15 protein-coding genes and 1 riboswitch are annotated in these 21,144 nt (G+C 54.8%); of the genes, 10 read left to right on the top strand and 5 right to left on the bottom strand.

Going from position 1 to position 21,144, the window contains the following annotated elements; genetic code table 11:
- Nucleotides 1-46: 46 nt before the first annotated feature.
- Nucleotides 47-700, bottom strand: coding sequence for a nucleotide exchange factor GrpE (locus tag BLQ17_RS00795; RefSeq protein WP_245694909.1), 654 nt, complete (start codon nucleotides 698-700; stop codon nucleotides 47-49).
- 308 nt (nucleotides 701-1,008) lie between these two features.
- Nucleotides 1,009-2,364, bottom strand: coding sequence for a sigma-54-dependent transcriptional regulator (locus BLQ17_RS00790; RefSeq protein ID WP_092218787.1), 1,356 nt, complete (start codon nucleotides 2,362-2,364; stop codon nucleotides 1,009-1,011).
- Between the two features lie 212 nt (nucleotides 2,365-2,576).
- Here BLQ17_RS00790 and BLQ17_RS00785 point away from each other — a divergent pair, with 212 nt between their 5' ends.
- Entirely contained in the window at nucleotides 2,577-3,068 is a 492-nt protein-coding gene (locus BLQ17_RS00785; protein WP_092218785.1) for an asparaginase domain-containing protein, read from the top strand.
- A gap of 40 nt (nucleotides 3,069-3,108) precedes the next feature.
- Here BLQ17_RS00785 and BLQ17_RS00780 read toward each other — a convergent pair whose 3' ends face one another.
- Nucleotides 3,109-6,969: a translocation/assembly module TamB domain-containing protein gene (locus tag BLQ17_RS00780; RefSeq protein WP_092218783.1), complete on the bottom strand. Its 3,861-nt coding sequence runs from the start codon at nucleotides 6,967-6,969 to the stop codon at nucleotides 3,109-3,111.
- Nucleotides 6,969-8,708, bottom strand: a complete 1,740-nt coding sequence (locus BLQ17_RS00775; protein WP_092218781.1) for an autotransporter assembly complex protein TamA — start codon at nucleotides 8,706-8,708, stop codon at nucleotides 6,969-6,971. The genes BLQ17_RS00780 and BLQ17_RS00775 overlap by 1 nt, the downstream gene beginning before the upstream one ends.
- A 225-nt stretch (nucleotides 8,709-8,933) precedes the next feature.
- On the opposite strand from BLQ17_RS00775, the gene rlmD reads away from it, so the two are divergent.
- The 8 genes from rlmD (at nucleotide 8,934) to BLQ17_RS00740 (ending at nucleotide 17,180) form a co-directional block, all read left to right on the top strand.
- The gene (rlmD, locus tag BLQ17_RS00770; RefSeq protein WP_092218779.1) at nucleotides 8,934-10,268 is read left to right on the top strand and encodes a 23S rRNA (uracil(1939)-C(5))-methyltransferase RlmD; all 1,335 of its coding nucleotides are present in this window, start codon (nucleotides 8,934-8,936) and stop codon (nucleotides 10,266-10,268) included.
- 169 nt (nucleotides 10,269-10,437) lie between these two features.
- A riboswitch (TPP riboswitch) is annotated at nucleotides 10,438-10,544 on the top strand.
- Between the two features lie 79 nt (nucleotides 10,545-10,623).
- Complete coding sequence (locus BLQ17_RS00765) at nucleotides 10,624-11,664, top strand: thiamine ABC transporter substrate-binding protein (protein WP_092218777.1); 1,041 nt, start codon at nucleotides 10,624-10,626, stop codon at nucleotides 11,662-11,664.
- Nucleotides 11,665-11,757: 93 nt separating this feature from the next.
- Nucleotides 11,758-13,440, top strand: a complete 1,683-nt coding sequence (locus tag BLQ17_RS00760; RefSeq protein WP_218121688.1) for an ABC transporter permease — start codon at nucleotides 11,758-11,760, stop codon at nucleotides 13,438-13,440.
- 4 nt (nucleotides 13,441-13,444) lie between these two features.
- Complete coding sequence (locus BLQ17_RS00755; RefSeq protein ID WP_092218775.1) at nucleotides 13,445-14,536, top strand: ABC transporter ATP-binding protein; 1,092 nt, start codon at nucleotides 13,445-13,447, stop codon at nucleotides 14,534-14,536.
- Nucleotides 14,537-14,671: 135 nt separating this feature from the next.
- Nucleotides 14,672-15,322, top strand: coding sequence for a LysE family transporter (locus tag BLQ17_RS00750; protein WP_092218773.1), 651 nt, complete (start codon nucleotides 14,672-14,674; stop codon nucleotides 15,320-15,322).
- 12 nt (nucleotides 15,323-15,334) lie between these two features.
- Complete coding sequence (locus BLQ17_RS22455; protein WP_176761021.1) at nucleotides 15,335-15,508, top strand: hypothetical protein; 174 nt, start codon at nucleotides 15,335-15,337, stop codon at nucleotides 15,506-15,508.
- A 13-nt stretch (nucleotides 15,509-15,521) separates the two neighbouring features.
- A complete protein-coding gene (locus BLQ17_RS00745; protein WP_092218772.1) occupies nucleotides 15,522-16,481 on the top strand; it encodes a bile acid:sodium symporter in 960 nt (319 codons plus the stop codon).
- Nucleotides 16,482-16,484: 3 nt separating this feature from the next.
- Nucleotides 16,485-17,180 carry a thiamine diphosphokinase gene (locus BLQ17_RS00740; RefSeq protein WP_092218770.1) on the top strand — a complete coding sequence of 232 codons (696 nt, stop codon included), beginning with the start codon at nucleotides 16,485-16,487 and terminating at the stop codon, nucleotides 17,178-17,180.
- A 106-nt stretch (nucleotides 17,181-17,286) separates the two neighbouring features.
- On the opposite strand, the gene BLQ17_RS00735 is transcribed toward BLQ17_RS00740, so the two are convergent.
- Nucleotides 17,287-19,281, bottom strand: a complete 1,995-nt coding sequence (locus BLQ17_RS00735) for a urocanate hydratase (protein WP_342674175.1) — start codon at nucleotides 19,279-19,281, stop codon at nucleotides 17,287-17,289.
- Nucleotides 19,282-19,588: 307 nt separating this feature from the next.
- On the opposite strand from BLQ17_RS00735, the gene hutH reads away from it, so the two are divergent.
- Nucleotides 19,589-21,127 (top strand): histidine ammonia-lyase, encoded by a 1,539-nt coding sequence (hutH, locus tag BLQ17_RS00730; protein ID WP_092218766.1) that lies wholly within the window; start codon nucleotides 19,589-19,591, stop codon nucleotides 21,125-21,127.
- Nucleotides 21,128-21,144 lie beyond the last annotated feature (17 nt).

Raw genomic sequence — 21,144 nt, 5'->3', positions numbered from 1 at the left:
AAGGAATCAGAGGCTTTTTAGAAGAATCGGCCTTTCCCCTGCGTAGTTATTTACTTTCCCCTGAAGAGACAATGACCTTTGCAGCACGCAGCAATCTATCCTTATAATAATATCCTTTTTCAAACTCAGTAACGACATGGTTGGCGGGAACTTTATCCGTCGCTTCCATTGTCAAGGCTTCCTGGTGTTGGGGATCAAAAGGCTGACCGACACTTTCTATCGGTTTGACCTCGAATTTTTCCAGGATGCCGACCAAACTTTTAAGCGTGAGTTCGACGCCCTCAAGCAGCGCCTTGAGATTTTTTTCGGCATCCACCCCTTCGGTAATGCCTTGCCCTACCGCACGCTCGAGATTATCGACCACCGGCAGGATCTCCCTGAAGATTGTCTCACCGGCATATTTCAGGCTTGCCTGGCGCTCCCGCTCGATACGTTTCTTAAAATTTTCATTTTCCGCGGCACCACGCAACATCCTGTCGCGCAACTCGGCGATTTCCTCATTGACCCTGGCCAGCTCAGCCTCGGCGTCGACAACCTGATTTTCCCCGCCTTCCTCGGTTTCAGCCTCAGAACCACCGGGTTGCTCTTCCTGCACGTCCTCACCGGCTGATCTCTGCTCGGCAGCCATTGCCGCCTCCTCCGCTTCCAGCTCCGCTGCGGTTTTTTCCTGCGCCTCTTCGTTTACCTTGACCTCACTCACCTACTCCTCCTGTTTCTTGCAAAAATCGATGCCAGTTCAATATGAACAAGACCCTGCGTCTCGGGCCTGGTCCAACGCCTTGGTTCAAACTTGTGCCAACAATAAGTAGCGGATTTTTTATTGTCAAGTAATGCCGGGACAATATTGACGACAAGGAAAAGTTCCGATAAATCCAGCCTGACCATTTGACAAAAAACCATGACCGGCTTTGTAAAAAAGGCATGGCTACAAAAAAGGACTGGTTCCAAAGATGGCAGCGAAGTCAGGGCTGAACAGAGAAAATTGACAAACAACACAAACCGGTTGCTCTAGCGGCGATAACGGTTCAACTTGTTCTGCAGGGTTTTTCTGGTAATACCCAGCCGTCTTGCCGCTTCACTCTTGTTGCCGGCGGTTTCCTCAAGGGTCTTCAGGATAAGCTGCTTTTCCGCTTCAAACAGTGATTGCGGCTCTTCCTCTGCAGGGCTGCGGTCGCTGTTGAAGCCGTTGTTCTGAATCGACAGCGGCAACGTTTTTTCCGTCAACTCAGTTCCCCGCATGAGTATTATGCCTCTTTCAATGGCGTTTTCCAGTTCACGAACGTTTCCCGGCCAACTGTAACGGGTCAGACAGTCGAGACACTCATCTGTTATCTTGTCAAAGTTCCGACGATTTTTTTCGGCAAATTTTTCAGCAAAATATTGCGCCAGAAGCCTTATATCCCCGCCTCTGTCCCGAAGCGGCGGAACCGTTAGCATCACCACATTGAGCCGGTAGAAGAGGTCTTCACGAAATTCGTTGTTACCTACCATCTCCTCAAGGTTTCGGTTGGTCGCGGCAATAACCCGTACATCGATATGAACGGTTTCCTCTCCGCCGACCCTTTGCAGTTCCTGTTCCTGCAGGACGCGGAGCAGCTTGACCTGCATCGCCTGGGAGGTCTCACCGATTTCATCGAGGAACAGCGTGCCGCCGTCCGCCTGTACAAATTTCCCTTCTCTTCTCCTGTCTGCCCCGGTAAACGCACCCTTTTCATGGCCAAAGAGTTCCGATTCAAGCAAACTCTCGGCCAGGGCAGCGCAGTTGACCTTGACAAACGGTTGCAGGCCACGGTCACTGTTGACGTGCAGCGCTTCCGCCACCAATTCCTTTCCCGTACCGGATTCTCCGTAAATAAGTACCGTTGCTTCGGTGGGCGCCACGTACTCGACCATTTCGAGCAGTTCTTTCATCGGCGTCGACGATCCTATTATCGAGGTGGTCAACTCCTTGCCTGATCCGGACGGACTCCTTTTCCTCTTCTCCACCTGCCGGTGATCGACCGCGCGCATAAGGGCCAGGCGGAGACGGTCGAAATCCAACGGTTTCGTCAGATAGTCGTGGGCTCCCTGCTGGATAGCTTCCACCGCATCGTCGACGGACGAGTATGCCGTCATGATGATAACCGGCAGATCCGGCTGAATCTTCTGGATCCTGGTAAACGCTTCAAGCCCGTCCATTCTCGCCATCCGCACATCCATCAGCACCGCGTCGTAACTGTTTTCTTCAACCGCCCTGACTGCCGTTGTACCGTCATCGGCTTCGACGCAGCGCCACCCCCACTGGGTTATCATCTTGCAGAGCATATAGCGATGCACCTGTTCGTCATCGACCACCAGTATGGTTTTTCCCTTCTTTTTTGCCATATTGTTATTCCGCTGGTATACTTGATCCGTTGCGTAGTGCGACACTTCTGTACTGCAACACCTCTGTATGTACTTAAAACAACAATTATCAGATCCCCGGACAAGATACACGGATAAACCGCACAGCTTCTTTTTCCGCAGACAATCCGGTAACAGATGTGTATTTCTAACAAAAAATACAAGTTAATTCTTTATCCCGTCAGGAAGGTGCCATGAAGGATCTAGCAATCGTAGCAACCGGAGGTACTATCGATAAAGTCTATTTCGACGCCAAGAGCCGTTATGAGGTGGGTCCGCCCAACGTTGAAAAAGTTCTTGGTGAACTGAACCTGTCGATCACCTTTACCGTAACCTCCCTGATGCGTAAAGACAGCCTCGACATGACCAGGGAGGACAGGAAACTTCTCCATGACCATATCGCAACAGAGCCCTGCCCCCGCATACTTGTCACCCACGGCACCGACACCATGGTGAAAACCGCCCGCAGCCTGCTTAGCCTGAAAGATAAAACCATAGTCTTTACCGGTGCGCTTGAACCGGCGTTATTCAAGACCAGTGATGCAGTTTTCAACATAGGATGTGCTGTCGGAGCGGTACAGGCCCTGCCTTTCGGCGTCTACATCGTAATGAACGCAAAGGTGTTCCCGGCAGACAGGGTGGTCAAGAACCTGTCTTTGAACAGGTTCGAGCAGATATCACCCTGACCAGCCGCCCCGAATCATCGCCCCGATGTACATCGGGGGACTATCGCTCAAAAGAATAGAGCAGGTCTGCCCCCGTCGACTCGATAGAACTGCTCGTCTCGACCCGGAACCCCTTGACAAGATCATAACGCACGCGGAACTGTCCAAGTTCACTGAACATATTGTAGTCGTAGCCGACATAAAGGTCTTCGGTTATCCGTTTGCCAAGAACGACGGAGATGTTCTCTTCCCTGGCATTCCCTTCAAAGTGCACGTCATCGATAAATATTTTTCCCAGATCCTCAACCAGTTTGCTGCCCTCCCCCAGGCCGAGGCTTGAGGCCGCCGCCTTGAGCAGACTGCCGTCTTTCTGGGTTGACCCGGCAAGGGAATGCCCCATGATCAGATAGGACAAGATTTCGGTATCCTCCATATAGGGATCGGAGAACAGCCGGAACTGCAGGTTATGCACCAATCCGCTGATATCCACTCCCACGGTGTATCCTTCACTGAGCGCGGTCTCCGAACCTACTTTTTTTTGCGCCCGCACGTCTATACCGGGGTTATCAATAGGTCCGCCGCTGAAAACAAACCGGCCCCGCTCAATATCAAAAGCACGCCCATAAATGGAATAGCCCCCCTCGACAAGGTCAAGTTCCCCCCTGCCAACAATAAAATTGGAAGGCGTCGTCTCCACCAGCAGGTCGCCGGTGAGTCTGCCGCGCAATCCATACCCGTCAATCATGATCCGGTCGCCGAGAAAGACATGCAGGTCAAGGAACAACGGCCAACCGCTTGAGGATTGCGCATCATCAACTGCATCAACGATCACGACATCTTCTGAAACAGACACCGAATCCTGAAGTTCTTCAGGTGCCACCAGCCCTTCTGTTGCGGTGACGACGCCGGCTATCGTGCCACGCTCACGGTTGAAGGTGAAAACTACATCGGAGTCAACAGTCAGGGAGTATTCGGGCAGGTCCACCAGCAAAAAATCGTTGCTCTTGAGATTGATGGTACCGGTCGGCCCGGATTTCTGATATTCGATTTTTCCGTCAGCATCCATAAGGCCCCCACCCGACGAAGCGGTTCCGCCAATCCTTGCACCGGTGGGAGTTGCAGCCAGTTCAAGCGATACATCCTTGAGGGTGATCCCCTGGTAGGGCAGATAGAGTCCGCCGTCCAGCAGATCGACCTTGCCAGTCAGCCGGGGCACTTTCAGAGTACCGTCTATGGTAAGCACGCTGTTTATCGAACCGCTCGGCTGGATAGCATACAGACTGAGATTACCGAACATCCCCGCTTCAAAGTCGGAAAAAGTGACTTTCCCGGCAATCGGCAGCTGCTCAGGATCAAAGGTAAAATCTCCCGCATTATCTACCCGGAGATCGAATTCCAGCCCCCCTCCATCCTGCTCTTGCACGCTACCGGACCCAAAAAACGATTTATTCTTCAGGGTCATGCTGAAACCGGCACTGGGAAGAAACAGACCATCCATGGCCCCATGACCAACGTCGTCGAGGATCAGTTGCACATTCTGCGCCTGCAGGTCTGCCTGCCCCTTTTTGATTGCCTGACCATCTCCTGCAAAGAAGAGATCCCCGCCGACTGTACCGCCGCCAAGCATTGATCTTTTGAAAAAAGATGCAAACCAGGCAAGAGAACTCTGGTCCAGATGAGCGTTCAGATCCCAGGACAACTCGTCCTGATAATCCAGCTTTCCGCTAATACATCCGGAGACTTCGGTGGCCGGCCCCCTGCCGTGGCCGTCCTTTGTCGCACCCCTTGCCCCGGCGCACAGCCCCTCAAGGCTCAACCGGTTGCGATCCACGGCAAGAACAGCCTGGTCGTTCTGGCTCACTGCACCGCTCACCGGACTATACGCCTGCATGGAAGACAACCGTCCCTGCCATCCCTCCTGCCCATAACTCCCGGCAAACCGCCCCTTTGCGCTGAAGCCATTCCCCGTAACCGCGATGGTTCCGCTATGATCATTCCTGGTACCACCAAATTCGACCGTGCCGTCAAAAGGTTTCAGCCCGGAAAACGCAAGTTTTTGGTAACTGATCCCACCTTTTATTACACCTGTTTTCGAAGGGGCTGCGTCAATCTCACCCTGCAGCGTGCCCAGTTGCAGATCTTTATACCCGAATCGCTCTGCATCAAGAAGAAGGTGCAGCCGGGTATCATCTTTTACCCCTGCAACCGCTCCCTTGGCCGAAAGCTTTCCCCGCATGTCCGGGACCAAGGTGGACAGATCGGTGGACAACAACTCAAAAGTCAAGGTCTTTTCATCCCCGACTCCACCGCTCAGGCGAAGCGAAGAGGGACCGAGTCCGACCGTCAGTCCCGAGGTGGCTACGCTGTTTTCCGATATATTCACCGCCCCTTCGCCGTTCAGCTTCTGGCCCCGCAAAACACCCTTGACATCAAAGACCTGCAGATCGCCGAACAGCCCCCGGTCGTTCCAGTATCCTTGGGCCATAACGCGGCCGTCCACCCTGCCACCAAACTCCGGATGAAACACCGCGGGGTTAAACCCGTCGAACCGGACAGCGGATTTCCACGAAGGCTTGCGATCCCAGATGAATTCGCCATGTTCCAGTCGGGCGACCCCGTTATTATCGCCACTTTGCACCACCAGCCCATCGCTGAACAGTCCTTTTTCGGTCAAATTGAGCCGACCCTCAAGAGACGCCTCCAGCCCATTGAGACTGCCGGATAGTTTTTCTATGTCAAACGAAGCGTCAAGCCCGTCCTCGGTCACATCGCCGATGGAGTTGAAACGGCCGCCGACGGAACCGAACAATGCGTTGGCAAAAACCTGCGGATTAAAGTTATCAACGACTATACCGGCACGCCATGAAAACAACTTTTCCCAGGAAATTGAAGAGTTGTCACCCACCGCGCTCCCCCCGCCGTGATTGATGCGCAGGCGCTTGAATAAAATTCCCCACCCGTCGCCGTCAAGCTCCGTTGTCAGGTGCATGTCCCGATACATCGCCCAATCGCCGTCGGCCTCGACGAGTCCCAGGTAACTGGCGAAATCGCCGTAGAGATCGCCGTGCACCTGCCTGAGGAAAATAGGTGGACAGTGTTTGATCCAGAGCGAAAGATCGACCCCGAGGGCATCAAGCGTCGCCACCCACTGAGGATCGCCGGTGAGATTTTTTACGACACCGGCAACCTTTATATCCCCTGGAGTCTCCATCGCAACCTCAACGGCGAGCCCAAGCAGCGGGCCGCTGAAAGAATACCTGCCGGTCATCGGATGGAACCCGAACCCGGCCAGACGCCATTGCCCCGTCAAGTCAAGACTACGGTCGCCGTCCAGCGCCATATTTCCTTCGGCGGTAAATCCAAGATCCGGTCCCGCTATCCGCAGTCGGTTGATACCCACGCGATTGTTCGTCAGCGACCCCTTGAAATCCAGTGAGTCGACAACCAACAGCTCGCTGTTGTCATTGCCAACCAGCCTGAAGTCGTCAAGTTGCAGATTATCGACCAGTATATCCGGCATCATAGAGTACAGAGACCGTAAATCAACACTGTCAGCTGACTTTTCAGCAACGGAAGTCCCGGAGACCAGTGAATCAGCCGCCGGTGGCTGCTGCAACGTTACCCTCACCCTGTCGACGCCAAGACGGTTGATGACTATTTCTTTTTGCAGGATCTTCGCCCCCTGCCAGGTAAGTTCGACCCTGTCAATCTCAACCAGGCTGTTGCCTGCCCCAAACCTCAGGTCTTTGGCAACCACGTTTTTCAAAAGAGTACCGCTGATCTCACCGACTACAATCCGACCGCCGGTCGCAAGAAACGCCCCCTTCCACAGCAGCTGCAAGCCTGCAGTTGTTGCGAGCAAAAAGAAAAGAACGGCTGACAAGACAACCAGGGCGCCAGACAACAGGTACCGTTTCTTCATCAGAAATCACCCCCAACGTTAAGATGCACCATGAACGGTTGGCCGTCTTCCGTTACTGCCGATGCCACATCCAGCCTCACCTGGCCAAAAGGCAGACGAAACCTGAGCCCGGCGCCCACCCCCTGGGAGTAATCGAGCTGCAGGTCGTCCGAGGCGAGCCCCCCGTCCCAGAACGTCGCGACACTCCAGTACTGACCCAGGATTTTCTCAACCTCAATGGACTGCACGCTGAGATACTTGCCGCCGATCACCTCTCCGGAACTGTCCTTGGTCCCGATGGATCGATACTGGTATCCCCTGATGGTGGTATCTCCACCGGTGTAGAATCGCAGTGACGGCGGCAGGTCATTGCTGGAGTCAACCAGGGTTGCCCCGAACGAGGCCCTGCCGATAAGCCTCACCCCCTTTACCGGGGTGAAGATAGCCTTTCCGTTGACGGTTCCCTGTAAAAAGCTGACATTGGACAGGACATTTTCAAGAGCCCCCAGCACCCCGACCGAAAACTGTAGTCCGTTGGTGGTGTTGAGAATGTTGTCGGCGAACACCACCCCGCCGTTGAGCGACGGGATCAGCATGGTTGCGTCGCCCCGCGTGCTTCCGACATCGTACACCTCGTCACGCACCTCCAGTCCGATACCGAACTTGAACCGTGGCCCGGAATGTTCCTGGGCGACCGATGCGGTTATCAGTCTGGTCGTCGTGTTTTCCCAGGTTTTGTCTTGATAGCCGAGGCTGTGTACCAGCATATCGTACCGGGGGTCTTTTCTTGGGATCTGGGTGGTCAGTGACAGACTTTTTTCAAATTCGGCCATGAGCAGCCCTGCCTGTATCTTATGGCCCCGGTCGTTGAACAGGCGGTTTCGCCAGTCGACCTTTGCCCTGACTCCGGTGTCGGTGGCGAATCCCACCCCGAAACTGTATTTGTTGAGATTATCCGGCGCGACCGCATCGATCACCACCGGAACCCTGTCGGCCGAGGCCGAGTCCTTGTCGGCCCATACCCGAACCTCCCGGAAATAATCGGTACGGTAGAGTGTGGACTGCAGCTCGTAAAGCTTCACCTCGCTAAACGGCTCCCCCTTTTTGTACGGCAGAAAACGGTCCATCAAACTCTTGCGTATCACATTTTCTCCGCCTGAGGTTTCGCCGAACACATACTGTCTTCCCGTTTCAAGGCAGAGATCTATCTCGCCGCTGTTGTCTGCGCGGTTGATTGTTATTTTTTTTCGCAAAAAACCGGAATCAAGAAACCCCAGGGCGATGGCAGCATTGACAAGCCTCTTTTTTTCCTTTTCGTAGACGGTCTGATCAAGGATTTCCCCTTTTCTCAGGGCGAAACTCTGCAGGGCCAGCTCAAGAGTCCTGCTCCTCTTCCCACTGCCTGAAAGACACAGATCTACCTCCTTTATTATCAGCGGTTCACCCTTGTCTATAACATATTCGGCGACCCAGCCGTCATCGCCCGGTCTTAAGCTGGAGGTAACCGCTGGATGGTAATATCCGTAAGGGGCAAGGGCATCTTCAATGTCGGCTGTGGCCTTGCCATGGAGCTTGTACATACCCGCAACCTGCAGCCGGGCGTTTTCCTTCTGCAGATTAATGGACAGACGGGAGAGCACATTATCGTAGAGGGCGCCCTCGACGCCTTTCACCACCACCCTGACCTCCACGGCGGCACAGGCAGGCCTGGTCAGCAACTGAAAGACCAGACCGACCAGCAATAGATTTCGAAACTTCAACAAGGGTGCGATGATTAACTGCAATAGTTTCCCTGGTGGTTCGGGTGACGGATTATTCCTTTTACAACCGGGAACGCTGTGATATCTTCTCGAGATCGTATATAGTGGCGTCACCGGGCCGATTACCTGCCATGTTCATGTGCATGGACCGCACATCGTGTCCGCTGGATCAGATCACAGTTATAATACTCATTACAAACTATTAAATCCACCTGTAAGCGGAAGATGGCAACCCAGACAGTATCAATAGAAAAAATCGTCCACGGCGGGTACGGCCTCGCCCATCTTCCTTCGGGACAGATAGTGCTGGTCAACCAGGTGCTTCCCGGAGAAACCGTTACGGTATCCGTCCGCAGGGGAAAAAAGAACTATCTCATCGGCACCCCGGTCGAAGTTGTCAAACCGCACCCCGACAGGATTGATCCACCCTGCCCATACTACGGACGGTGCGGCGGCTGCGATCTGCAGCACACCGATTACGCCACCCAGCTGACCGTCAAAAAAGATATCCTGGCCGATCTGTTTCAACGCCGCAGCGAATTTCTGCCACCAGATATCCAGGACAAGATCTGCCCGGTGTCGGGCTCGCCCGAGCAGTTTCACTATCGGCAGCGTATCCGTCTGCAGGTCAATGAAAACGGCCAGCTCGGCTTTAATCGTTACAGGTCCCACGAGATCATTGCAGTGGATTCATGTCTACTGGCCCCGGATGCAATCGTGGAAACAGTGTACCGGATACAGCAGAACCAGCAGGGGCGGGACCTTGTTGGGTTGTCTACGGAAGTCGAACTGCTGCTTAACCCGGCGACAGGGTCAACGGTCTGCATCTTCAAATTCAAACGCAGAATTCGACCGGCTGACAAAAACCGGGCGGTCACCCTCTGCAAAGCTGTTGACTGTGTGGAACGAATCTTTTTCACCGGAGCGGATTTTCCCATCCAGGGCCCTTTTGGCGATGCAACCACTTTGGCTCACAACCATCTCAGTGTCATCTATCCGGATTTTTTCGAGTCAGGAAAAGAGCTGCAGCTCAATTGGGAGGTGGGCGGATTCTGCCAGGTCAACCTCAATCAAAACCGGCAGATGATAAAAGAGGTCATCAACCTTGCAGATCTCAGCGGTCGGGACACGGTGCTCGACCTCTACTGCGGAATGGGCAATTTCGCTATCGCCCTGGGACAGACTGCACAACATATTACCGGAATCGAGGGTCAGGGCAGCGCCATACGCAGCGCAGGAAAAAACGCAGAAGTAGCCGATATTACCAACTGCACATTCATCAAAAGCCCTGTTCACCAGGGTTGCCGCAGCCTGATCGAGGATGGTGCCCGGTTCGATTGCGTCATCATCGACCCCCCCAGGCAGGGTGCTCCCGACCTGAGCGCAGAACTTGGTCGCCTGACCAGGGATAAACTGATCTATGTATCCTGCGACCCGGCCACCCTGTGCCGGGACCTCGAAAACCTCTGCGCCAAAGGTTTTTCCGTAACGACGGTACAGCCTATCGACATGTTTCCGCAAACTCACCATATCGAGACCATCGTGCTGCTGCAAAGATAAGTTCTCCCCCCGCAATCTGCCTGCGGTGCTGCCCGCGTATCCCGGGGAAAACCTCGGCTCTCCCGCTGAGCCTTGCCAGATATCAAGGCATCTTTTTTTCAACCAACTCTCCCCATCCTTTTGCAACCTCCGTCATTCTTACATTGGTTCCGACTATACCATATGGTATAATCGCCCCTGCGGGAGCTCGATAGTGGCGGGCTGAGAGGGGTTGCAAACCCGACCGCAGAACCTGATCCGGGTAATGCCGGCGGAGGGAAACGCAACGTAGCCGTCTCTTCCAAAGGCGGCTTTTTTTTATTGGTTATCAAGGTTGTTGCCGGGATCGTCACCGATTAATCAATGGAGGAAAATTATGACAGCATTATTTCGATCAGTCCCTGTCCTGGTCATACTTTTTGCGCTTTGTGTGCAGCCTGCGGCGGCAGAAAAATCGTTGACCCTTATGACCCACGACAGTTTCAACGTCTCAAAAGAGGTGCTTGCAGGCTTTGAAAAAGAGCACGGGGTAAAGGTGCGCATCCTCAAGGCAGGAGATGCGGGAGCAGCGCTTATCCAGGCTATCCTCTCCCGGGAAAACCCGATGGCCGATCTGTTTTTCGGGGTTGACAATACTTTTTTTTCACGAGCCATAAAAGGCGATATCTTCAGACCCTACAATTCTCCCCTGCTGGCCAAGATCCCTGCCGAACTGCAGCTTGATAAGCAACACCGGTTGCTGCCGGTCGATTACGGCGACGTCTGTCTCAACTACGACAAACAGTGGTTCAGGCAGCATGATTTGCTCCCCCCCTCATCACTGGACGATCTTGTTCTGCCCGCTTATAGAGGGCTTACCGTTGTGCAGAACCCGGCGACCTCGTCACCGGGCATGGCCTTTCTGCTGGCAACCGTCGGCAAATATGGTGAAGACGATTTTATCGCGTACTGGAAAAAATTACGAAACAACGACGTCTTGGTGACGGGAGGCTGGGAAGACGCATATTTCGGACACTTTACGGCGGCATCCAAGGGCGACCGGCCGATCGTCGTGAGTTACGCCTCAAGCCCACCCGCCGCAGTCTATTACGCCGAAAAGGAGCTTGCGGAAGCACCGACTGCAGCAGTTGTGACCGCGGGATCGGCATTTCGCCAGATCGAGTTCGCCGGTATTCTCAAAAACACCCAGAACGGTCCGCTGGCTGAAAAATTCATCGACTTCATGCTCAGTCGCAGTTTCCAGGAAGACATCCCGCTGAAGATGTTTGTTTTTCCAAGCAACAGCGAAGCGACCCTCCCGGAGGTTTTTGTCAAACATGCAAAAGTGGCCGAAGATCCGGCAACCGTAAGCCCCGATGCCATAGAGATGAACCGTGAAAAATGGATCGAGGCATGGACCGAGGCGGTGCTGCGCTGATGGCCCAATCGTTACTACACCACCCCGGTTCATTTGGAATCAGCCGGTTGCCGGAAGCCGTCAGCAACCTTTATCGAACTGGAGCAGTCTGCCGTGGTGCTGCGTAGACCTGTTATAAGATGGCTGCTGTTTTCGCTGCCGCTGCTGTTTCTTGCAGTCTTCTATTTTTTCCCCCTGAGCAGGATTATCGGCCTCAGCCTGTCCCAGGACGGCGGGCTGCAGACAACCGTCCTGCAAAAACTATTCGGCAGTGGAACCTATGGCAAGATCCTCTGGTTCTCCATATGGCAGGCAGCCCTTTCCACAATCCTGACCCTGGTTTTTGCGCTGCCCGGCGCATATGTATTCGCCAAGTACAGTTTCAGGGGCAAAGCCGTATTCCAGGCGCTCATGACGGTTCCCTTTGTTATGCCCACCGTGGTAACCGCGGCCGCTTTCAGGGCTCTGCTTGGCCAAAACGGGCTGGTTAACCACTGGTCGATGTCAATGTTTGGCCTGTCTGAACCGGTCATTGATATCGACCAGACAATCGTTTTTTTTCTTCTGGCCCATATTTTTTACAACTACACCCTGGTGGTACGGATGGTAAGCAGTTTCTGGTCCACAATCGACCACAAGGTCGTCGCCGCCGCACGCATGCTTGGCGCCTCGCCCATGGCCGCTTTCCGCACCGTAACCCTGCCGTTACTGATGCCGGCAATAGGGTCGGCGGCCCTGCTGGTCTTTACCTTCTGCTTCACCAGCTTTGGGGTAATACTGATTCTCGGCGGACCACGCTTTTCCACCCTCGAAGTCGAGATCTACAGACAGACGGTGCAGCTTTTCAATCTGCCGATGGCTGCCACCCTCGCCATAATCCAGCTTGTTTTTAATTTTTTGCTCATGTGGCTTCATGCCCGGCTTGCCAAACGGACCAAGGTCTCATTTTTCGCAGGCGATGTGAGCAACACCCAGTCGGATCCTGAGAGCGCGGCAAAACGTAGCTTCGCCTTTTTCAACCTCTCGTTCATGATCCTGCTGCTAGCCACGCCGCTGATCGCTCTTATAATCAGGTCATTCAGCGGCGAGGACGGGTTCACCCTGCTCTACTACACCACGCTCTTTACCCGGGACGACACTTCGCTGCTCATGGTCGAACCAATCGCTTCGGTGAAAAACTCGATTCTTTTCGGTTTCGGCGCCATGTCCATCGCCCTGTCGCTGGGACTTCTTGCGGCTACTTTTCTCAGCGACAACTCGGGAAAGAACATCGCCTTCTGGGATGCCGTTATCATGCTCCCGCTCGCAACCTCAGCGGTAACTCTGGGGTTTGGTTATATTGTCGCCCTCAACAAGCCTCCGGTCAACCTCCGGGATTCTTTGCTGCTGGTCCCCCTGGCTCACGCCCTGGTCGCTTTTCCCTTCGTGGTGCGGTGCCTGCTGCCTTCACTGAGGCAGATTCCTGCTGATCTGCGCGAGGCGGCCACCCTTCTCGGTGCCTCCCCGTTCCGGGTATGGCGGCTGATAGACATTCCCCTGCTGCGCAAGGCCATCCTGGTCGCCGCCATTTTCGCGTTTGCAATCAGCATGGGGGAATTCGGCGCTTCAGCTTTTGTCGCACGTCCCCATACCCCGACAATGCCCGTAGCAATTTTTCGTTTTCTCAGTCATCCAGGCAGCCTGAATTACGGACAGGCCATGGCAATGTCGACAATCCTGATGGTTGTCACCTGTATCTCTTTCTGGCTTGCGGAAAAACTTGAAGCCCGCCTGGCCGACACCCGTTATGTAAAATAGATTCATGTCCACCCCAGCCAAGACCATTCTCAAGGTAAGCGATCTGTCGCGAAAATACCGGGAAGACACTATTCTCGATTCCGTCAGTTTTTCACTATTGTATGGAGAGATTCTCTGTCTGCTCGGACCTTCCGGGTCCGGGAAAACCAGCCTGCTGCGGCTTCTCGCAGGGCTTGACAACGTCGAGACCGGTTCGGTCCTGTTTGAAAATCGCGATATCCGTTCAACCCCGGCCCATAAGCGGCAATTCGGCATGATGTTCCAGGAATATGCGCTGTTCCCGCATAAAAATGTCGAGGAAAATATCGCGTTCGGCCTTGAAATGAAAAAGATGGAGTCCGCCGCAATAGACAAGCAGGTAACAAAAATGCTCAAGCTGGTGGGCCTTGAGGGATTCGGCCACAGGAACATGGACGAGCTTTCCGGCGGCGAGCGGCAGCGGGTGGCGCTCGCCAGAAGTCTTGCCCCGCAGCCGAGGCTGCTGCTTCTTGACGAACCCCTGGGCTCGCTTGACCGAACCCTGCGCGACAGGCTCACGGCAGAAATCCGCAAGATTCTGAAATTACTTGGCGTTACCGCGATCTTCGTTACCCATGACCAGCATGAGGCATTCAGCATCGCTGATAAGATCGGGGTGCTGCACAATGGCCGGCTGGAACAGTTCGACCGCCCGGAAACCGTTTACACCACTCCCGCCAATATTGAAATCGCCCGCTTTCTAGGTTTTTCCAACCTGATCCGGGGTACCGTCGACAACAGCGGCACCTTCTTTCAATCCCTCTCGGGAAAATTAAGATTCCCGGTAAACCGTGCGAAATCGTCATTCCGCCCGGAAACGACCCTTCTGATTCGCCCCGAAGGAGCCGTATTTCGCGGCGTCACGCCCGGTAGCCGCATCGACCCGTTTCAGCTTTGCGGTATTGTTACGGAGAAATCCTATCTCGGCGGCGGATACCGGGTGACGCTTCTTTCAGAAGACAACGAGTTCACCTTCACCCTACCCCTCTATCCGCAGCCGCCGGAACCGGGAGAGACCATCAACCTGACCCTGGCGCCCTCTGCTCTTGTCTGTATCGACGACCCCGCCGGTGGCTAGCGTCGCAGGACGACAGCAGCCAGGCCCCGCGGCGATAATTGCTGCGTCCCCGGGAAAAAAGTTGCTCTTTGCTTGTTTAATGGATATCGACCAGTTATGGTATTAGCGTTTTTTTATTGCAACCGACAGGTTATTATGGAACTGGCTTTCTTTACAATTTTAGCGACATCCTTTGTCATCACCCTGTCCGGCGCATTGATGCCGGGTCCCCTGCTTACCGTGACCATCAGCGAGAGCAGCAGAAAAGGGGCAATGGCCGGCCCTGTCATGATTTTCGGTCACGCCCTTCTTGAGCTTGCGCTTATCTTCTTCCTGCTTTCTGGATTGGCCCCTTTTCTGGCCGGCGATGCCACCTTTATCGTTATCGCTCTTGCAGGGGGTGCGGTTCTTCTCTTTATGGGAACGACAATGGTGCGCGAACTCCCCGGATTGACCTTGACTGGCAAAAACCCGGCACCGGGCTCGAAGAACCTGGTGGTAACGGGGATTGTTCTCAGTGTGGTGAACCCCTACTGGCTCATCTGGTGGGCATCCATCGGTACCGGTTATATCATGCAGTCACTGGCTTTTGGCATGCTCGGTGTCTGCGCTTTTTTCCTGGGCCATATTCTTGCCGATTTCGGCTGGTACGGCTTTGTCTCTTTTGGTATAGCCAAAGGGAAAAAACTGCTCTCAGACACTGTCTACCGCCGGATAATAGGCGGTTGCGCCCTGTGCCTTATTCTCTTCTCCGGCTGGTTTTTCTACAGCGGGATAACAAGACTCATAACAGTCATCTCAACATAGCCACCAGAAACGATGGACAAAGAAAAAAGACCCGCGCAACACAATAAGTACACCTGCAACGACTACCGGGAGGAGATGATCCTGCTGGGGCTGCAGAGACAGCTCCAGGCCCCCGGGCTCTGCGAGGCGGACCGCAAAAAGATAGAGCGGGAAATAGAACGGCTGGAAAAGATTATAGGGTTCTGAAGCATTGTACAACATGGTAACCGTCTTACAAAAAAACTGGTTTATGCTCGGCCTTGTCGCCGTGGCACTGACTGTTGTCGCCGACAGCGCCGGCATTGTTGTGACGCCCGGACTGTGGCTCAAGCAGCACCGGGGTCCCGACGTTGTTATCGTCATCATCTTCCTTCTTTCAGGGCTTTCCCTCGACACCAGACAGGTCAGGGACGGAGTATCGGACTTCCGGGGAACCATGGTTGCGCTTGCGCTGATTTTCATGATCGCGCCTCTCTTGGCCCTCTGCTTCTCCGCCGCTCCCCTGCAGCCCGGCATCCTGATAGGGATATTTCTCGTATCGGCAATGCCGACCACCCTCAGCAGCGGGGTGGTCATGAGCGGTGCTGCCGGCGGCAACATGGTCCACTCGCTGCTGATAACCATTCTTGCCAACACCCTGGCCGTCGTTACCATTCCCGTCTGTCTCGCCCTACTGCTCAAGTTCACCGGCGACAGCCGCATCGTCGAGATCAGCCAGCTGCCGATCATGATCAAGATCGGTACCCTGGTCCTGATTCCGCTCATTGCGGGCATAACCCTCAGGCGAATATTCAGCGCCAGCCTGCAGCCGTTTCTTCCCTACACCTCCACCTGCAACCAGCTGGGTATTCTCGCCATTGTCCTGATGGCCCTGTGCGGCGGCAGGCCGGCCATTGTCAGCGAGTTGGGTTCCATCCCCTCGGTAATCGGTGCGGTTTTCACCTTTCACCTGGCCCTGGTACTTGCAGCCCTTTTTCTTACCCGGATTTTCCGGATCCCCAAACACAAAAGAGAAAGCGTGATCCTCATGGGAGGCCAGAAGACGCTGCCGCTCTCGGTCATAATCCAGGTATCGGTCTTTCCCGAGTACGGACTGGCCCTGGTGGTCTGTGTCATGCACCATATCATCCATCTGGTGATGGATGCCTACCTTATCAAGCATCTCAGGAAAATGGAGTAGCAAGTGGTCATTCTCATCTTCGCAAACGGCGAGCCTGTTTCACCAAGTGTAGTGAAGCAACAGCTTGCCGAAGTTGACTATATCATTGCCGCCGACGGCGGAACAAGACACTGCCGCCTGCTGGGAATCACCCCCGATATTGTCATAGGCGACCTCGACTCGACCGACAAAGAACTGCTGGGGGAGTTTACACGTTCCGGCGTCACCGTGGACAGACACCCGGTCGACAAGGACGCAACCGATCTGGAACTTGCTCTTGTCCACTGCCTTGCCAAGGGCGCAACGCGCGTTATCGTCAGCAGCGCCCTGGGCGGCAGGTGGGATATGAGCCTTGCCAACATCCTGCTCATGGCCAACGAGAAGTACCGCAAAATGCAGATATCAATCGTCGCTGACTGTTCGACCATCAGTATCCTGCACCCCGGCGACAACAGGGTCTGCGGCAGGCAGGGCCAGCGGGTATCGCTGCTGCCCCTGAAAAACGATGTTACAGGGGTAAGGCTTACGGGGTTCAGGTATCCCCTTGACGATTACGACATACAATTCGGTTCTACCATCGGCGTCAGCAACCTGCTGGTTCAGCCCAGCGGTGCGATATATCACGCTGAAGGGATACTGCTCTGCGTAACGGAGCGCACAGATGACGAGGACCACGACTCCTCTTCTCCCCGGAAGGGTTTTCCAACGAAAATTGAGTAACAACCACCGGGAGCTGGCGCTGCAGGGGCTTTTCCTCTCTTCCGGGATGTTGACTTCTTCGATGCCCCAGAGCTTGCCTGCCGCAACGATCTGTGCGCACCACGCTTCAGGATGAGTATATCTTGTCTATGCAGGCGGCTACCAAAGCGTCGTCGGCCAGGTACGGGATGGTTATCTGGTCGCCGTTGGTGTTTTCGCAATTGTATCGAGCGGAGACTTCCATGGCGTTGGGATTCCTGCCCCAGTTGCGGCGGGCGACTCCGCCCATCACATCCCAGTTCATTGCCGATACGATTACCTCATCAACCCTGAGGCTGCCGTCAAGCACCAGTCCGAAACCGCCGTTGACGGCCTTGCCGATCCCGGTGCCTCCGCCGTTATGCAGCGCGACCAGCGACATCCCCCTGGCGCTGTTTCCGGCAAAACAGTGGGCCGCCATGTCGGCGCAGACATTGCTGCCGTCCCTGATGTTTGCCGTCTCCCTGAAGGGGGAGTCGGTTCCACCCGGGTCGTGGTGGTCGCGGCCGACCATTATCGGCCCGACCTCGCCGTTTCTGACCATTTTGTTGAATTGCAGCGCAATCCTGGTCCTGCCGGACGCATCGGCATAGAGTATTCGAGCAGGACTCCCGACCACCAGCCTGTTCTTTTCTGCATCACGGATCCAGTTATAGTTATCCCTGTCGATTGATCCCGCCCGGGGATCGATGCAGGACATTGCCGCCTCGTCCGTTCTGCTCAGGTCCCTGGGATCACAGCTGAGACACACCCAGCGAAACGGCCCGAAGCCGTAATCGAATATCGGGCCCATAATATTTTCAAAATAGGACGGATAGATAAAACCGTCCCGATCATCAACCTTGTTTCTTGCTACTTCCGTTACCCCTGAATCAAACACCGCCTTTAAAAACGCATTGCCGTAATCAAAGAAGAACGCGCCCCTGCCGGTCAGGCTGGTGATGGCATTGAAGTGGCGTCTGAGACTTCGGTTCACAAGAACCGCAAACCTCCTGCGGTCGGTTGCCAGCAGCCTGCTCCTCTGTTCAAACGTCACCCCCTGGGGACAGTACCCTCCGTCATAGACCACGTGACAGGAGGTCTGGTCCGAGAGCAGGTCGACAGCGAGATTCTGTTCATCCAGGTACTCCAGGAGATCGACCACGTTGCCGTAATATCCGATCGATCTGCTATTGCCTTTTGCAGCTGATTCCGCTGCCATTTCGACAATTTCCGCAAGGTTGTCGGAATAGGTATCGACCCAGCCCTGCTGATGGCGGGTTTTAATCCGCGACAGGTCGACCTCGGCGATAATTGAGGTGGCCCCGGCTATAGCCGCCGCTTTTGGCTGTGCGCCGCTCATTCCGCCAAGCCCCGATGAAACGTAGAGCAGACCGGCCAGGTTGCCGTTTTCGGCAACTCCGCACATGTTCCTGCCGGCGCCCAGCAGGGTGTTGTAAGTTCCGTGCACTATCCCCTGGGGCCCTATATACATCCATCCACCGGCGGTCATCTGCCCGTAGGAAGACACCCCCATCTGCGCGGCCACTTCCCAGTCGCGGGGATTATCATAGAGGCCGACCATAAGACCGTTGGTAATAATTACCCTCGGCGCCGCGGGGGTTGACCGGAACAGACCGAGCGGATGCCCCGACTGGACCACAAGAGTCTGATCCTCGGTCAGGTTTTCAAGGTATTTTCTGATAAGCTGATACTGCATCCAGTTCTGGCAGACGGCACCGGTCTCGCCATAGGTCACCAGCTCATAGGGGTAGAGTGCTACGTCGAAATCAAGATTATTGTCGATCATCAGCTGAAAAGCTTTTTCAGCCAGACATTTTCCCCGATATTGATCCACCGGCCTCGCTTTAATGGGGCCGTGAGGGCGAAACCTGTAACCGTAGATTCTCCCGTACCTCAACAACTCCTTGGAAAACTCCGGCAGCAACACAGCGTGATGCCATCTGGGTACATACCTCAGCGCATTTTTCAAAGCGGTCACCGTCTGCGACCTGCGCAGCCGAAACCCCCTGTCTGGTGCGCGGCGCACGCGCGGATCAAACTCTTTTTTTTCCGGTAAATCCTCCCCAAGCGTTATCCTCATCGACCCGGCAGTACCCACTGTTGTTTTCATGGCAGCTCCACAGGAAAATATCATTTATTCGCACCCTCTTCATCCACTCTATTATATCACAGCTGCGGCCAGTCCCGATATTTCCCCCTTTTGGCAAAACGACTGGGAATATCAGCAACAAACCCAGCTCACGCCATAAAACCGGCCATTTTCCCTCGGCCGGATATGACCACAAAAAATCTTGTCGGGGAGCTTACTTATCAATACAATAGAAACAGGTCTACACAAGCCGAAGCAAGATTACAGCCCCGCATTACCACCAGCAAAGGCAGGTATCATGGACGAAATATTGATTAACCCCGGAGAGCTCAGCCTGCACCAGCTCCGAATGATCAACGATGGGACCACCAAGCTGCGCCTTGCGCCGTCGTCTGTCCCCCACATCGAACGATCGGTTGAGACCGTACGCAGCGCCATAGACGAAGGCCGGGTCATATACGGTATCAACACGGGATTCGGGCTGCTGGCAAAAACCATAATCCCAGATCATGAGCTCAAACACCTGCAACATTCCATTGTGCTGTCCCATGCTGCCGGAGTTGGAAAATTCATGTCCGAATCAACGGTACGGCTGATGATGGCCCTGAAAATCAACAGCCTGGCGCGGGGATATTCGGGAATACGGCTGGAGGTCATAGAAGCCCTGCTGGCATTGCTGAACGCGGAGGTATACCCCTGTATCCCTGAAAAGGGTTCTGTGGGCGCCTCGGGCGACCTTGCGCCCCTTGCCCACATGAGCACCGTACTGCTTGGGGAAGGCGAAGTGCGGCACGACGGCAAGACCCTCTCCGGGGCCGAGGGATTGCGCATCGCGGGTCTTGACCCGATAATCTTAGGACCCAAGGAGGGGTTGGCCCTTCTCAACGGCACCCAGGCCTCGACGGCGTTTACCCTCCAGGGACTGTTCGGGGCAGAAGACCTGTTTGTTGCAGCGCTTGTCACCGGTGCCCTCAGCGTCGATGCGGCGATGGGAAGCAGGCGCCCGTTCGAATCGTTGATCCATCAAGTTCGCGGGCATAAAAGCCAGATAGACACAGCCTGTAATTTCCGGATGCTGCTCGGTCACAGTGAGATAGAAGCTGCCCACAAAAATTGTGAATCAGTCCAGGATCCCTATTCACTGCGGTGCCAGCCGCAGGTAATGGGGGCGTGCCTGACCCAGATCAGGAATGCGGCAAAAACCCTTGGTGTTGAAGCGAACGGGGTGTCGGACAACCCGCTGGTCTTCGCCGACCAGGGGGATATTATATCCGGAGGTAATTTTCATGGGGAACCGGTGGCGATGGCAGCCGACAACCTGGCTCTCGCGCTTGCCGAGATGGGGGCGCTTTCGGAAAGACGGATAGCCCTGCTGATCGACACCCACATGTCCGGGCTTCCACCTTTTCTCGTCGAGAAAGGAGGACTCAACTCAGGCTTCATGATCGCCCAGGTCACCTCGGCGGCACTTGCCAGTGAGAACAAATCGTACGCGGTTCCCGCATCGGTGGACAGCATGCCGACGTCGGCCAACCAGGAAGACCACGTGTCGATGGCCACTTTTGCCGGGCGAAGACTTCGCGAGATGAAAGAAAATACGGCGGGAATTCTCGCCATAGAGCTCCTTGCCGCCTGCCAGGGAATCGATTTCCGGGCTCCCCTCAAGACCTCCGAGCCTCTTGAAAGAGCGAAAGCGATGCTGCGGGAGAAAGTTCCCTTCTATGACAAGGACCGCTACTTCGCCCCGGATATTGCCAAAGCCACCGAACTGGTCTTATCAGGCGCCTTCAACACCCTGGTCCTGCCCGGTCTGCTGCCCAGCACCCAGGACAACTGAACCTGCAGCACCGGCCG

Origin of the sequence: Desulforhopalus singaporensis (genome assembly GCF_900104445.1) — a bacterium.
Taxonomy (GTDB): domain Bacteria; phylum Desulfobacterota; class Desulfobulbia; order Desulfobulbales; family Desulfocapsaceae; genus Desulforhopalus_A; species Desulforhopalus_A singaporensis.
The sequence above is the reverse complement of the archived record's forward strand: the minus strand, read 5'-3'. Positions and strand labels throughout refer to the sequence as shown.